This is a genomic window from Paraflavitalea sp., assembly GCF_059502485.1.
This window is the reverse complement of the sequence record NZ_JCACET010000010.1, coordinates 1,427,761-1,443,252: the sequence shown is the minus strand read 5'-3', so window position 1 is coordinate 1,443,252 and position 15,492 is coordinate 1,427,761. Positions and strand designations below refer to the sequence as shown.

The 15,492-nt window shown below is 44.7% G+C and carries 14 protein-coding genes and 1 tRNA gene; 10 read left to right on the top strand and 5 right to left on the bottom strand.

Annotated elements, in window-relative coordinates:
- The first annotated feature begins 147 nt into the window (after nt 1-147).
- Nucleotides 148-966 carry an SDR family NAD(P)-dependent oxidoreductase gene (locus tag AC5JBY_RS22985; RefSeq protein WP_495907004.1) on the top strand — a complete coding sequence of 273 codons (819 nt, stop codon included), beginning with the start codon at nt 148-150 and terminating at the stop codon, nt 964-966.
- A 117-nt stretch (nt 967-1,083) separates the two neighbouring features.
- Nucleotides 1,084-1,923 (top strand): helix-turn-helix domain-containing protein, encoded by an 840-nt coding sequence (locus AC5JBY_RS22980; protein WP_495907003.1) that lies wholly within the window; start codon nt 1,084-1,086, stop codon nt 1,921-1,923.
- 11 nt (nt 1,924-1,934) lie between these two features.
- Here AC5JBY_RS22980 and AC5JBY_RS22975 read toward each other — a convergent pair whose 3' ends face one another.
- Entirely contained in the window at nt 1,935-2,393 is a 459-nt protein-coding gene (locus AC5JBY_RS22975) for a DUF4268 domain-containing protein (protein ID WP_495907002.1), read from the bottom strand.
- A 413-nt stretch (nt 2,394-2,806) separates the two neighbouring features.
- Here AC5JBY_RS22975 and AC5JBY_RS22970 point away from each other — a divergent pair, with 413 nt between their 5' ends.
- From AC5JBY_RS22970 to AC5JBY_RS22945, 6 genes are all read left to right on the top strand, one after another.
- The gene (locus AC5JBY_RS22970) at nt 2,807-3,043 is read left to right on the top strand and encodes a hypothetical protein (protein WP_495907001.1); all 237 of its coding nucleotides are present in this window, start codon (nt 2,807-2,809) and stop codon (nt 3,041-3,043) included.
- A gap of 60 nt (nt 3,044-3,103) precedes the next feature.
- Nucleotides 3,104-4,276 (top strand): HlyD family secretion protein, encoded by a 1,173-nt coding sequence (locus AC5JBY_RS22965; protein ID WP_495907000.1) that lies wholly within the window; start codon nt 3,104-3,106, stop codon nt 4,274-4,276.
- Complete coding sequence (locus tag AC5JBY_RS22960) at nt 4,254-6,542, top strand: peptidase domain-containing ABC transporter (RefSeq protein WP_495906999.1); 2,289 nt, start codon at nt 4,254-4,256, stop codon at nt 6,540-6,542. Before AC5JBY_RS22965 ends, AC5JBY_RS22960 begins: the two co-directional genes overlap by 23 nt.
- Before the next feature lie 40 nt (nt 6,543-6,582).
- On the top strand, nt 6,583-7,908 hold the full coding sequence (locus AC5JBY_RS22955) for a TolC family protein (protein WP_495906998.1): 1,326 nt from the start codon (nt 6,583-6,585) through the stop codon (nt 7,906-7,908).
- A gap of 248 nt (nt 7,909-8,156) precedes the next feature.
- Nucleotides 8,157-8,672, top strand: a complete 516-nt coding sequence (locus AC5JBY_RS22950) for a VOC family protein (protein WP_495906997.1) — start codon at nt 8,157-8,159, stop codon at nt 8,670-8,672.
- A gap of 23 nt (nt 8,673-8,695) precedes the next feature.
- On the top strand, nt 8,696-9,088 hold the full coding sequence (locus tag AC5JBY_RS22945; protein ID WP_495906996.1) for a VOC family protein: 393 nt from the start codon (nt 8,696-8,698) through the stop codon (nt 9,086-9,088).
- Here the strand turns inward: AC5JBY_RS22945 and AC5JBY_RS22940 are convergent.
- Nucleotides 9,065-9,523, bottom strand: coding sequence for a hypothetical protein (locus AC5JBY_RS22940; protein ID WP_495906995.1), 459 nt, complete (start codon nt 9,521-9,523; stop codon nt 9,065-9,067). The two genes, AC5JBY_RS22945 and AC5JBY_RS22940, sit on opposite strands and share 24 nt — an antisense overlap.
- 398 nt (nt 9,524-9,921) lie before the next feature.
- On the opposite strand from AC5JBY_RS22940, the gene AC5JBY_RS22935 reads away from it, so the two are divergent.
- Complete coding sequence (locus AC5JBY_RS22935) at nt 9,922-10,341, top strand: DUF1801 domain-containing protein (RefSeq protein ID WP_495906994.1); 420 nt, start codon at nt 9,922-9,924, stop codon at nt 10,339-10,341.
- A 209-nt stretch (nt 10,342-10,550) separates the two neighbouring features.
- Here AC5JBY_RS22935 and AC5JBY_RS22930 read toward each other — a convergent pair.
- The 3 genes from AC5JBY_RS22930 to AC5JBY_RS22920 form a co-directional block, all read right to left on the bottom strand.
- A tRNA-Lys gene (locus AC5JBY_RS22930) sits at nt 10,551-10,624 on the bottom strand.
- 121 nt (nt 10,625-10,745) lie between these two features.
- Entirely contained in the window at nt 10,746-12,203 is a 1,458-nt protein-coding gene (locus AC5JBY_RS22925; RefSeq protein ID WP_495906993.1) for an ATP-binding cassette domain-containing protein, read from the bottom strand.
- A gap of 125 nt (nt 12,204-12,328) precedes the next feature.
- Entirely contained in the window at nt 12,329-12,652 is a 324-nt protein-coding gene (locus AC5JBY_RS22920; RefSeq protein ID WP_495906992.1) for a carboxypeptidase-like regulatory domain-containing protein, read from the bottom strand.
- Between the two features lie 622 nt (nt 12,653-13,274).
- Here AC5JBY_RS22920 and AC5JBY_RS22915 point away from each other — a divergent pair.
- Nucleotides 13,275-15,416 (top strand): M43 family zinc metalloprotease, encoded by a 2,142-nt coding sequence (locus AC5JBY_RS22915; RefSeq protein WP_495906991.1) that lies wholly within the window; start codon nt 13,275-13,277, stop codon nt 15,414-15,416.
- Nucleotides 15,417-15,492: the final 76 nt, after the last annotated feature.

The following is a 15,492-nucleotide window of genomic DNA, read 5'->3' as shown; positions in this document are numbered from 1 at the left end:
TACGCAAAGCCTCCGTTATCGGAGGCTTTGCTTTTTATTGCCAACGTTACAGCTCTCAGGTAAAAATGTATCAATCTTCCCCACTTCTGTATAAATCGATCTGCGCCGGCCGTTCTAAGTTTGCCTTATCATTTTAAAACAATAATAATGGCAAAGACAATTTTCATTACCGGTGCTTCAAGGGGCTTCGGTAAACTATGGGCCGAGGCGCTTTTGCAACGCGGCGATAAAGTAGTAGCCACTGTACGCGACCTGCGTACGCTGGATGATCTGGTACAGAAATACGGCAACAATATTTTACCACTGCAACTGGATGTTAACGACCGCAGTGCAGGTTTTGCAGCTATCCAAAAAGCAAAAGCTCATTTCGGCAGTATCGATGTGCTGATCAACAATGCGGGTTATGGCTTGTTTGGTAGTGTAGAAGAGACTTCTGAAAAGGAAGCCCGCGAACAGATGGAAACCAATTTCTTCGGTTTGTTGTGGCTCACGCAGGCGGCATTACCTGTTATGCGTGCACAGGGGCATGGTCACATCATCCAGGTTTCAAGTATATTGGGTCTCATCACTTTACCCGTGTTGGGACTGTACAACGCTTCTAAATTTGCCGTAGAGGGTTTAAGCGAGACATTGGCTACTGAAGTAAAAGGTTTTGGCATTAATGTTACGTTGATCGAACCCAATGGTTATGCCACCGACTGGTCGGGCGCTTCAGCCATACAAACAACAGCCATGCCTGCGTATGATGGAGTGAAGGCTGCTTTTCAGGAAGGGTTGGTTGATGACATATGGGGCGTTCCGGAGGCTACCACAGCTGCTGTGATCAAACTCATTGACAGTGAAAATCCTCCTTTGCGCTTATTCCTTGGTAAACATGGGCTTCCGTGGGTTAAGCAAGCTTATGAAGGTCGCCTGGCCGAGTGGAATAACTGGAATGAGGTGGCATCTGCCGCTCACGGCAAATAGTTTTAATGAGTTGTTAATAACATAATCTACGCCGCATCCGGCGTAGATTTGTATAATTTTTAGATCATGCTGCATTTTAAGAGTTTGTCTGAGATACACCGGTTTAACGGTTTTCCAATGCCTGAGAATCCGCTCTTCAGTGCTTACAGGTGTTTACGTACCTGCGATTTTGGTAACAGGGAGTTTACTTCCGATTATTATATGATCGGATTCAAGAAGCTCAAGGCTGGTGTGATCATGTATGGCCGTACTAAATATGATCATGATAATGGCAGCATGATGTTCATTAAGCCCCGGCAGGTCATCGAGTTTAGAAGTGTGGAATATGAGGAAGACGCTTTTATTATGTTTATTCACGAAGATTTTCTGCATGGGCATGTGCTGCACAATGCCATCAACAAATATGCTTTCTTTGATTATGAAGCCAACGAAGCACTGCATCTCTCACCATCGGAAGAAAAGATCATGTGGGACCTGTTTCACAAAATAGAAGGTGAATACCACAATAATACAGATGAATACAGCCGGGATATCATACTTGCGCATATTGACTCGATGCTGAAATATTCACAGCGGTTTTACAAGCGTCAGTTTATTAACCGCACTGAGATATCTGGTAAAACAGTATCGAAGTTCAATGATGCTTTGGCGGTTTATTTCAAGAATGGCTTGCTGGCTGCTCAGGGATTACCTACTGTCAACGCGCTGGCATCGAAGCTGAATTTATCACCCCGTTACCTCAGTGATCTGCTGAAGCAGGAAACGGGTAAGACTGCCATCGAGCTGATCCATATTTACCTGATCAACGAAGCCAAGAACCGGCTTAAGACCGATGATCAGCGCATCTCTGAAATAGCGTATGAGCTTGGTTTTGAAAACCTGCCTTATTTCTCCCGGCTTTTCAAGAAAGAGACAGGTTTTAGTCCCAACCAGTATAAAAAGAAGCTGATCAATTAACGGAAATGATTTCACTGCTCAAAGGCTGGCTTCGTCATGCTCCAGAAGTTGTCCAGGGCTATGATGCGAGGCTTCAGGAATGAAATGATAGTTGCCCAATCGGACTGGTTAAGGACGTTTACTCCCTTGAGTGTTTTGCTGATGGTACTATTGTTTTTACCAGTCATTTCTCCATTTGCCTGTTGCCATTCCCAATCCTGTTCTTCCAGCGAATCCTCCAATATACCTTTCAGTTGCAGGAACTGATCGTAGTGTGATTGTTGTATGGTGGCATTATTATTCGATAGCAGGATCATGATTACAGCGTGGTCACGATCAGCATCCATTTTAAAGCTGATGCCCGGCACGCCGGTTTTATAGTTCAGCCAGCTTACCGGCATTCCATCAGCCGACAATACCGGGCGCATATACTTGCCAAATGCTGTCCAGAAGGCTTGCCTTAATTTAGAAATTTCCTCTCGGGTATACATATGAATAATAGTATATGCCAAAACAAAAGTAAGGTTGCTTTTGCAAACCATCTTCGATATAGGTTTAAAGTATGGGTAATAAAAGTTGATAGTAGAATTAGTTACTCAGTTTGTGGAGCATTCTTCTGTTCATTTGCTTTGATCTTTCCGGAAAAAAACTTTTCGCATAAAAAATATTTTTCTTCACAACTACCCGGTGATCTTGTCATTTCGTGCAAAAAAAGCAGTTTTCTTGTAGAAGAACCCCAGATACGTAAAAAAGAACCATAAAGTTTTGTTGGCCACAATCCTGTTTTTTGGTGCTCAGAATGGCATGTTATTCGTTCACTCTTAATCGAATCATTTGAAGTAACATTCAACGGGGCATGCTGAAAACCCGAAATAGAGTAGGCATCATTACTAATATTACGATTATGAAAACGAGAAACTTAGAACTCCAGGAAATGCAGACAATCAATGGTGGTGGTATCTTTGGTGGTAACCATGGTTCCAGCAATTCAAGCTTCAATCTGGGCCTTGGTCTTAGCCTCGGTATCGAATCAAGCAATGAGTACGAAGGTGGTCGTCATCACAACAACTCCAGCTCCAGCAGCTTCAGTCTGGGACTTGGACTGATCAGCAACCTTGGCTTCTCTTCCAACCGTCATTAATCTACAAACTATAGAAAAGGGATAGCCAAACAGTTATCCCTTTTCTATTATAGTTGCACTATGCCTGTTAAAAAACAAATAGTTCCCTTTGTATTGATGCCCCATCCTGTGGAGCAACAGCTTGCTCATGATCTAAAGCATACAAGGATCGTATACATCATTATTCTTTCTTCTTTGTTCATAGCTTTTATATTGTTGTTTGTTATAAAAACAGATGTCACGGTGAAAGCTGGCGGAAGCATAAAATCCCTGGCTGAGAAAAACGATATTAAGGTGCCGGCTGATGGTGTTGTAGACTCCTTATTTATTAAGGAGAATGCATACGTAACGGCAGGTCAGCCATTGATGAAGGTGCGAACGGAGGCATTGGAGCAAAAGGGCTCTGCTATGAGTGGACAACTTAAAGATATTGAAGACCGTATTAATGACCTGAAGATCCTTACGGCTGGAAAAGCTACTGGCTTGCGATCTTCCCTGTATTTACAGCAATATAGATACTACGTACAAAAATTAGCTGATGCTAAGAACCGGTATAACCTGGCCTCAAAAAATTTCAGCCGCTACGCTTATCTCTACGAAAACAATGCTGTATCACAATTGGAATATGATAATGCCTCTTTTGAAAAGGAGACTGCAGCCAGTGAGGCTGGCCTTGTTAAGCAGCAACAAATAAGCCAGTGGCAAACTGAGTTGAATGCTCTTACTAATCAAAAGAAGGATCTTTCTGCCGATCTTGGCGTAAATGAGGAATATAAGTCACAATATCTTGTCAAAGCCCAGGTGAGCGGTACTGTGCAGGACCTTAAGGGTATACAGCCGGGAAGTTTTGTTACAGTGGGTGAGGTGCTGGGTATTGTATCTCCCGACAGTGGACTGATTGCTGAAACATATGTTTTACCTAAAGATATCGGCCTGATCAAAAAAGGCAACCCGGTCAGGATGCAGATAGACGCATTCAATTATAATTCCTGGGGCACCATTGACGGAAAAGTAGAAGCTATATCCGGAGATGTATTTGTTCAAGGGCAGCAACCTTTTTTCAAAGTCCGTTGCCGGCTCGATAAAACCTCTTTGCAGTTGAGGAATGGTTATACCGGTCAGTTAAAAAAAGGAATGACCGTGCAGGCGGGTTTTAAGATTGCAAGGCGAACCATTTTCCAATTGTTGTACGATCAGACAAGTGACTGGCTAAACCCAAATAGTATGAATCATGAACAGTCAGCAAGCAAATAGCAATTCATTTTTCTACCGGTTAACAAACCTGTTTTCATTTAACAGGATGAACCGGAAGAAGATACAGGTAAGGCAACAGGATATGACTGATTGCGGTGCAGCTTGCCTGGCTTCTGTATCTGCGTGGTATGGTTTGAAATATCCTATTGCGCGGATCAGGCAGTTTGCGGGAACCGATAAAAAGGGAACCAGCATATTGGGCCTGGTAGAAGCTGCGGAAAAGCTTCATCTTTCTGCTAAGGCAATCAAAGGTGAGCCTGAAAGTATTATGGAAGTGCCCCTGCCTGCTATTGCTCACGTGGTACTGCCCAATGGACTCCATCATTATGTGGTGGTATATGAAGCGAATGAAAAGCTGATCAGGGTTATGAACCCCGGCGATGGCCTTATGGAAGCAATTCCGAATACACAATTTCAGCAACTATGGTCAGGCATACTGGTATTGCTGGCTCCCTTGCCGGAATTTGAAGTCGGAGATAAGACTGTGTCCGCACTTACCCGTTTCAGAGAATTGATGAAACCTCATAAGTCAGTGCTGATCCAGGTGATGATCGGCGCACTTTTTTATACGCTTCTGGGCTTGGCTACTTCGATCTATCTGCAAAAAATAATAGACAATATCATTCCGGATGGTAACCAGCATTTACTAAATCTGCTAAGTATCATTATGATTGGCATTTTACTGGTGCAGGTTTTTATTAATTATGTAAGAACGTTGTTGACTATGCAAACCGGCCAGCAGATAGATGCGCGGCTCATTCTTGGTTATTATAAACATCTTTTGCGGCTTCCCCAGCAGTTCTTCGATAATATGCGAACAGGTGAAATTATCAGTCGTATGAATGATGCGGTTAAAATAAGGGCATTTGTCAACGAGGCCCTGGTATCATTTGCCATAAACGTTTTCATACTCATCTTTTCCTTTGCACTGATGTTTACTGCCTATTGGAAGCTCGCTGTTATTATGCTGGTGGTGATACCACTGTATGTTCTTATTTATTATGTCTCTAACAGGCTAAATAAAAAGACGCAACGGAAAATGATGGAGAACAATGCCGAGCTGGGCGCTCAGTTGGTAGAGTCTGTGAATTCGATCAGTACCATCAAGCAGTTTTCCCTGGAAGAATACGCTAATATTAAAACAGAAAACCATTTTGTAAAATTTCTTGGTTCAATATGGCAATCGGGCTATAATAACCTGCTCATTGGTACTGCAAGTAGCTTAGTATCTGGATTGTTTGTCGTGGTCATGCTTTGGGCAGGTACCAGCTTTGTGCTCAACCGGTCTCTTACGCCGGGCGAGTTGCTTTCTTTTTATGCACTGCTGGGTTATTTTACCGGACCAGTGCTTTCCCTGATAGGAATGAATAAAACGATGCAGGATGCCCTGATTGCATTTGACCGGTTGTTTGAGATCATGGAATTGGATAAAGAGAAGTATGAGAACAAGGTGCAGTTGGAAAAGGAGATGGCTGGCGGTGATATAGTATTGAAAGATGTAAAGTTCCGTTATGGCACCCGTGCCGATGTATTTGAAAAATTATGCCTCACCATTCCTGCTGGAAAAACAACTGCTATCATTGGCGAAAGCGGAAGTGGTAAAACGACCTTACTGGCTTTACTGCAAAATATTTATCCTTTGCAGGGCGGCACTATCAGTATTGGGGAATATGATATCAAATATATAACGCCCGATAGCCTGCGTAATGTAGTAAGTGTGGTGCCCCAAAAGATCGATCTTTTTGCGGGTACGGTACGGGAGAATATTGCTGCTGGTGAATTTGAGCCGGACATAAAGAAGCTGATCAATACCTGTAAAAAGATAGGCATACTGGATATGATTGAGTCTCTGCCTAATGGATTTGAGACTGTGTTAGGAGAAAATGGCGTGAACCTGTCTGGTGGTCAGCGGCAACGACTGGCCATTGCCCGGGCGCTTTACCGTGAACCGAAAATACTCATCCTGGATGAAGCTACTTCGGCGCTTGATAGTTTGTCGGAAGAGAAGATACAGGAGGCTTTGCTGTTATTGCAGCAGGAAGGATTGACCATCATTGTAATTGCTCACCGGCTTAGTACTGTGTTATTCGCAGATAAAATTCTTGTATTACAGCAGGGACTTTTAGTGGAAGAAGGTGATCATGATTCATTGATTGCGCAGCATGGTCATTATGCCCAGCTGTGGGATAAGCAGTTTCCTGTGCTCAAAAAGACAACCGCAGGAAAAAGAAGTACTACTGTAAGGAAAAACCAGACAAAGACATAATTACAAGGTTTTATTACTATACGATTAAATAAAATATACTATGGTCCGTAATTGTATACTTATCCTTGTTCTCTGTGTCAGCTACATAGCTGTTCATGCACAGGGGCAATACAAGCTTACATTGCAGCAATGTATCGATACAGCACTCAGGAAAAACATCGAGATCAGGCAAGCGAAATTTTCAGCTGAGGCTGCAGAAGTAAATCTCCGGCAGGTGAGGACCAGGCAACTTCCGGCAATTTACGGTAATGTTGATCAGGCCCTGAATCTTGGCCGCAATGTTGACCCATTTACAAATGCCTATGTGAATGAGACTGTCGCGTATGGCATATATGGGGTATCGGGTGATGTTATTATTTTCAATGGTTCCAATATTCGTAATACTATCCGGCAATCCGAAGCAGCGGCTATCGCTTCTAATAAGGATGTGCAGCAAAGTAATCGTCAGATAACGCTTAATGTACTACTTGCATACTTGCTGGTATTGAGTACGGAAGAACAGCTGGCTATGGCAAAAAATCAGGCAAGATTGAGTAATGAACAGTTGGACAGAATGGAGTTGAAAAAGAAAAAGGGCGTCGCGGCTCTTTCTCAGGTGACTGATTTAAAGGGACAGTTATTAAATGATAATCTGGCAATCGTTGATTTGCAAAATACCCTGGAATGGAATAAGATGGAACTGGCGCAGCAGATGAATATTCCTTATAATAAAAATATTGTACTGGAAAGTATATCTGTAGATGAATTGATGGGAGCTTACCAGAAGAATAGCCAGGAGGTCTATGCTGCTGCTTTGAACGATTTTGCCGCCATCAAGGCTGCTGAGTTGCGCACCAAAGCTGCTGAATATGGATTGAAGGCTGCAAGGGGATTGAAATATCCTCAGATCTTTGCAGGATCGACTATATCTACGGCTTATACAAGTTCTGCCAACGTTGCTGCACAGAAAGTATCATTCTCCAATCAGTTTGTCAACAACCGGGCTGCCAATTTTGTAGTAGGTGTTCGCATTCCTATTCTTGCCGGTAACATTAAAAATGATATCAGGCTGGCTGATATTAACTTGCGTAATGCAAGCCTGATCGAGGAGAAAACTAAAATGCAGGTTTGGCAACAAATAGAGCGTGCCTATGTAGCTATGACGAATGCTTATACCCGCTACCAGACGCTGTCCAGCCAGTTAGAGGCTTACAAAGTTAGTTTCAAGGCTGCTCAGGCAAGGTTTGAGACAGGCGTAGATGGTTCATCTGTCAATTACCTGATTGCAAAAAACAATCTCGACAGGGCTAATATCAACTTTGTCAATGCCCGGTATGATTTTATCCTGAAGACAAAGACACTGGACTTTTATCAAAATATCAGATAGTGGCTGGCTTATGATTATCCGCGTTTACCAGCTATCTTGTCACTTTGCAGTTCCATGCTATTTGAGGGCCCTGTCTTTACTATTTTCCGGATGGCGTGAGTCATAGTAGCGTTTGTTTGTGTGACAAAGCCTCAAGTGAATGGCATACAGGAAATTGTCGTAAAGTGCCTTCTTACTGACGCAAATGCCCCCGAAGTGAGTAATCTGCCCATTTTACCTTCGTTCCATCACTAACACAGTAAACGAACATGAGTAATATTAACAACACCATTGCCGGACTTGAATTTGCACAGATCGGCTGGGTAGTCCCGGACATTCACGCGGCTGTAAAATTCCTCTCAAGTGCTTTGGGCATTGCTGGCTTTCACGAACCGCAACACGTACGAGCGCAGGACTTGGATATGACTTACCATGGCAAGGTGGTGCCTGCTGAATGGCTGACCACGCAGACTTATAATGGAGGCAGTTTTATCGAGCTTGTTCAGCCTTTATCCGGCCAGAGCATGTTTCATGACTACCTTGCAAAATATCCTGCAGGCGGCACACAGCACCTGGCATTTCGTTTGCCGGTTAGCGATTTCGAGCGTATCACCAGCGAGCTTCGTGAACAGGGTTATGCAGTCATCAGTGAAGTGGATCACCCTATTGCACGCATGGCTTTCTTCGATACTTATCAAACGCTCGGCGTTGTCACCGAGATCATGGGTATCACACCGGAAGGGTGGGTAGCGATCAAGCAAATGGAACAGGCCGGACAAAAGTAATTGGTCACTCAAAACTCAAGAATATGAAAGCGAAAATGATATGGGCTAATTTCAGTGTAAAGGATGCAAAGCGTACCCATCAATTCTATACACATTTGGGATTTACTCCCAATAAGTCCAGCGATCCCAAACTGGCCAGTTTTCGTTTTGGTGATAATAATTTTGTGATCCACTTTTTTGAGCAGGGTTCACAAATAGATGAGTATTTATCCTCCGGATCAAAAGTCAGCGAAATCATCTTCACCCTTTCTGCAGAGACAGAGGCGGAAGTGAAGGAGTGGGCAGATAAAGTAAAAGAAGCCGGCGGTACCGTTTTTAATGAAGCGGGTAGAGACTCAACCAATCACTATGGTTTTGCCTTTGCTGATCCTGATGGCCATAAATTCAACATATTATTGATGGAGAAAGGGATGTGATAGCGTCCTGGATGAACCTCTGTCAGGAGGCCGGTCGTCTATCATTGAAAAGTCTCCCCGGCGAAGCGTACGCAACAAACGACGGTTCATACGTACTTTGAAATGCGTAATCACTTGTTCTTCTGTTTGTGAGACTTTCGCAATCGCTCGTTCTTCTCCCAAACGCTCGCAGAAGATATTGATCTCTTGTGGCGTGTAGCGTTGCTGTAGCCATTCCAATACATCTGTTTCTTTCCATCCAAACTTTAGCCAGGTCATGGCTTCGCCGGTTAACTTGCGGTATAACGCATGCTGCTTTCGATGGGCTGGTATGTTTGCATACACCGTCGAACCAATGCGAGAGGCTTTCGCCAGCAGGGTAGCATATTCCATCGTCTTACGGAAAGCAGCATCCTTCTTCACGCGCTCACCGGTCAAGGAACTACGACTGCGCATAAAATACCGTCCATGCATCTTGTAGATGCAAACGGGGCCAATAGTGCCTGTAACGAGTGGTATGCCTTCAAGCCTTGCGATAGAATGATTGTTTTGTGCAAAGTTAGCGTGGCCAAACGCCCTTTGGGAATTTATGTCGTGAAGTACATAAATGTTGGGGTGGACTCCGACAATGGTTGGGGTGAAAGCATGCGTTTAGCGGACCGGTCCTGGCTCCAATCATGTGCCATCCTTGTGGGTTAAAGCGCACTTTGAGCTGGATTACCCTTACCTGGAGCATGGATAGGACAAGGATTGGCGTGATCTACCCCTTAGATCGTCGCATTTTCCACCCGTAGGTTCGGAAAGGGCGCGATACATTTGGGAAACCAATCTTTAACCGGTAATTTATATTTCATATGAGCGTAAAGCAACAAATTAAAGAATATATTACCAGCCAACCTGAGGCAAAACGTAACGACATGCAGACGTTGCATAGCGCTATTCTGAAGGTAATGCCCGGATGTAAATTGTGGTTCCTGGATGGTAAAAACGAGGAGGGTAAAGTTGTTTCTAATCCTAATATCGGATATGGCTCCCGCATGATGGAATATGCCGGTGGAAAAACCAGGGAGTTTTATCAAGTTGGAATGAGTGCCAACACCACCGGAATCTCTGTTTATATACTTGGCATAGAAGATAAGACCTACTTAGCCCAAACGTATGGAAAGAAACTCGGCAAGGCCAGCGTGACCGGCTATTGCATTAAGTTCAAAGCGCTGAAAGATATAAACATCAATGTACTTGAAGAGGCGATAAGATATGGGGTGGAGGGATAGCATAGAAGCAATGGCTGTCATGAGATTTTAGCGAGTACCTGGTCTCTGCGGTTTGATAAAGTACCGCTTACTTTAATTGTCTTTATCGTTCCCACTAACGTCGTTTTACCGACGTTGTGAGCGCCGAGTATAGCAATTTTCATATGTCAGTCAGGCTATGGAGTACGACAAAATAAAACAGGTTCGCATTTGCGAACCTGTTTCTTTTGTGACCCCCCTGGGACTCGAACCCAGGACCTACTGATTAAGAGTCAGTAGCTCTAACCAACTGAGCTAGGGAGTCTAATCTTTCCTTCTAAAAAAGCACCGCGAGCGGTTCAAATCGTAAAAGGGATTGCAAAAGTAAGAAAAGACAACGATATAGAACAAATTTCTCTCAAAAAATGTGGTTAGCTATCTGCAAATCAGATAGTAATTGTTCCTTTTCCCTTCTCCAGTTGCAGGAATTTGTCTACACAGGCCGGGATTTCCGCGCGGTAGTGACTCACATATACCAGCGTGGTCGGCGCTTTGGCGCAGATGGTGTCTACCAGGTTGCGGAACAATTCCGTGTGGGCAGCGTCCAGTCCCTGACAAGGCTCGTCCAGTATCAGCAGGGCAGGACTCTTGATCAATGCCCTCGCCAGTAAGGTCAATCTTTGCTCGCCGGCAGATAGCCTCGACAGGCCGTGATGGGCTTTCTTATCCAGTTGCATGAGCTTGATCCACTGGTACACCAGCTCTTCCTGTTCCGCGGTCAGCACTCTGAACAATCCAATAGTATCGAACAGGCCCGAAGCAATGGCCTGGAAGCAGGTAGCGGTGAAATCGAAGTACAAATGCATCTCGGGCGATACGTAACCTGTCTTTTTCTTGATGTCCCAGATACTCTCTCCACTGCCTCTGCGCCGATCGAATAAATAGATCTCATTGGCATAGGCTTGTGGATTGTCGCCGGTGATGATGCTTAGCAGAGTAGACTTGCCTGCGCCATTGGGGCCAGACACGCTCCACCGCTCTCCGCGCTTTACTTCCCAGTTAATATGATCCAGGATATGTTTACCCTCGTATTGTATGGTTACATCAACCATCTTAATGGCCGTGGAGAAGTCTGCATCCGGCTCCCCGATCAACGTTTGTAATGCCTCCTCTGTAATGGGCAATGATATTTTTTCTGGTGCAGGTGCTTTGTATTGCGCTATGGGGACTGCATTGGTAAGGCCGCCGTTTTGTAAGGTTGCCACATGCGTAATGCAGGGAGATAACTGATCGGGCGTGGTGATGAGTAACAAGGTGATGCCGGTAGTGCTGATCTTTTGCAGGATATCATGCAGCACTTCTCTTCCTTTTACGTCAAGGCCCACAAAAGGATTGTCCAGCACCAGCAGTTTGGGTTGCTGCAATAAAGCGATGATCAGCTGTAAGCGTTTATTTTCTCCGTTGGAAAGTTGTATCAAGGGTTCTTCCATCAGGCTGGTGACCTGCAACAAGGACACCCATTGTGCGGCCTGCTCTTTGTTGGCAGGAGTGATGTATTGCGACAGTTCCTGTGCTACTGTGGCTGTTTGTTCGGCATCGAAGGAGTTGAATCTTTGCTGGTAATAAAAATCACTGCGGTTGGTGAGGTCTTTGAAGCGGTGTTGTTGTTCTACTATTACGATGGAGTGGTGGTAGGTTTCTGGAGTGCCGAAGGAAGCCTGAATATGCCCGCTGAAGAAATGTTTGCCGGTCAGTGTGTGTGCCAGTACTGTTTTACCGCTGCCGGATTGTCCGGTTATAGCCCAATGCTGCCCTTCATAAATGGTAAGATCGATATTATCTAAAACTTTTTGTGCGCCCAGCTTTACTGATACCTGTTCCAGTTGCAATAATATATCCGCCATGGTGTTCTTTGCTTGAAAATTCCGGCAAAGATAGGGTATAAAAAAGCACACCACGGCTACAGGATGTTACTCCCGCTCCGTGGCGTGCTTTGAGTAAGGATCAATAAACTATATCAAATGATAGACTATTGTTCCAGTTTGATTTCGCCAATGTCAGTAGGCTGTCCGTCTACTACTGTAACTCCATCTTTCGCTGCATTCTTGTAAGGCGGTTTAGCCTCGATGATCACACGATATGTACCGGCTTTTGCACCAGTAATTTCAAATGCGCCTTTATCGATGGTCGCTTTTAGTGTGTCCGTGCCAGACAGAGCCCATGCACGTACAGCACCATCAGCGGGTGATACAGTACCTTTTACTGAACTTGTTTGTACAGCCTGGAATGCGAATAATCCTGCAGTGGCGGCAACAATACCTAATCCCACCATTCTTGACTTGATGCTTTTCATAAAATCTAAAATTATAGGTTAATAAAAATGGTTACTACTTAACTAATATAAAAGAGCGTTCTTACGGTTCGGTTGTTCGTGGAGTCATAATAGTATAGACAAGGACTATGCCATAATCTTTCTTCATGTATAAAAATTAAATTAACAACTCTTTGCGAGCGCATAAGCCATTGCAGTGTCTTTTATGGCACGATTGTTTTAACACGTGATCATAGATGCATGAGCAAAAAAATCTACACTGCTTGTTTGAAAATTTATTGTTGTTGTGCTTTATATTTTATTGAATAGAAGTGCATCGTGGTTGAACACCGCGTTATGCTGATCAAATGAAAGTCTGATCCGGTGATCATAATACCTCTTATCATTAAATGATTTTAATTCCATCAAGTTATAAAAGAAGGCATAGCGTCGATAAGGTGCCTATCTGCCTGTTTACCGATATATTCTGCCTGCTCATCCTTTTTATAATGGGACAGCTTCTTACTTTCTGTAATTTGTGGTTGTAATCGATGCCTTCAAAATGCAGGCTGGCAGACAAAATACCCAGTTTCCTCGATTTTAGGACCAGCCAGCCAACAGTTTGGAAACATCCTACGTAGTTAATCATAATAAACACTTTCGCATGTTGGCCGCTCACCGATACTTCCTGCCTACCGTAGCTTTGTTGCTGGTGTATTGTATTGGCTTTGCTCAGCAAAAGGAAAAGACCGGCCGTTGTGCAACGGTTGAAGTATTACAAAGTGCACTGGAACGCAATCCCGCTTTAAAAACCAATTTCGAACGATCGCTACAGGATGTAAGGCAGGCTACTGTGCAGCGCAAGCAGTCAAACCTCCGGGAGACCGGAGAGCCCATGTACGTGCCTGTAGTATTCCACATCGTATTGCAAAATCCAAACCTGGTGACGGATGCGCAGGTGTTGGCTCAACTGGATTCGCTGAATAAGGATTTCGCGGGCATCAATGCCGACTCTACTAAAATACCGGTTGATTTCAAGGCGCTTTTTGGCAAGGGGAGAATTCAATTCAAGCTGGCGCAACGTACGCCTAATGATGAGCCTTCTACCGGTATCAACCGTTATGTTACTACTAAAAGCTCCTATGCGTATACCGACAATACGCTTAAATATACTGCGCAGGGTGGGGCTGATGCCTGGGACCCTTCGCGCTATCTGAATGTGTGGCTTACCAATATTTCCGGTGGCATATTGGGTTATGCTACTTTTCCCGGCGGCAGTGTCACCGCAGAGCAGGGGGTGGTGGTATTGTACAGAAGCCTGCCGGGCGGCACGGCGGCGCCTTATAATAAAGGCCGTACGCTTACGCATGAAACAGGCCACTTCTTTTTCCTGTATCATATCTGGGGTGATGATGATGGCGCCTGCACCGGCACTGATTATATAGATGAAACACCCAACCAGGCGGAAGAGACTGGTGGTTGTCCCAGTGGTGTTCGTACAGACGATTGCACTACGCAGTCTCCGGGCATCATGTACCAGAACTTCATGGATTATACCGATGATGCCTGTATGGTGATGTTTACGAATGAGCAGGACGAGCGCATGGAAACAGCTTTCACGATGTACCGTGCATCATTGCTTACCTCCAATGGCGCCGATCCTGTGGTGCTGAAGAATGTCAATGCTTCTTTACGCAGCATCAATACACTTTCCCGTATTTGCAATGCCAGCTTTTCACCTGCTATTACGTTACGTAATCTCGGTGCACAAGTGCTTACTTCGGCCAATATCTATGTAAGTGTTGATGGAGGCACGCCTATGCGCACGCAGTGGACAGGTTCACTGGCCAGTCGCTCAGCGATCGATATTACCCTTTCCAGCCTTACTGTAAATACCGGCAGGCACAATCTTAAGATTTATGTGGCCGATCCCAATGGTACAACAGATGGTGAACTGACCAATGATACACTGACTTCTGCTGTTGAATATTATCCTCCGGTTGAGCCGCCATTATCCGAAAGCTTCGAAGGCAATACATTCCCGCCGCAAGGCTGGGATATTGTAAATCCGGATGGTTTCTTTACCTGGGAAAAGGTAACCGGTGTAGCTAAAACAGGCAATGCGTCTGTAGTGATGCGCAACCTACAATATGAACAGAATGGTCCCAGGGATTACCTGCGACTGCCACAGATCAATATAAATTCCGCCGACTCGGCTTTCCTTTCTTTCCAGGTGGCGGCAGCAGTACAAACTGATCCTTCTACACCGAACAATGTGTGGGATACCTTACAGGTGCTCGTCAGTACCGATTGTGGTAATACGTACACCAGCTTGTATAAAAAGTGGGGCAGTTCGCTGGTGACGCGCAAAACGGCTGTTACTACATCCTTCGTCCCGCTCTCCTCTGAATGGAGGAAGGATTCTGTTGACCTCACTGCTTACATCGGCCGTGGGCCTATCATGCTGGCTTTCCTGAACAGCTCAGAATTTGAGAACAATATTTACCTGGACGATATCAATGTGAATAAGGTGGTCATTAATCCGAACCTGAAAGAAAAAGGTATCCTGGTGACGCCCAATCCTACCTCTGGTGCGCTGAGCGTTCAGTTTTACCCTAATCCGACCAACCTGAAAGGCATCGGTATTTATGATGCGGCCGGGCAAAGGATCGTAGAAAGAATGATTGGCAATAATGGCTCGACCAGGTATGATTTCGACCTCAGTCCTTATGCCAATGGCTTGTATACTGTGCGTATTGTGTTCAGCGACAGGACGGTAGTGCACAAAGTGATCAAGAACCGCTAATTGGGTTATCTGTGTTAATAAGGCTAAACCCGGTTTCCCGGCACAAGGGTGCTGTTGGAGCTGGGTTTTCCACATT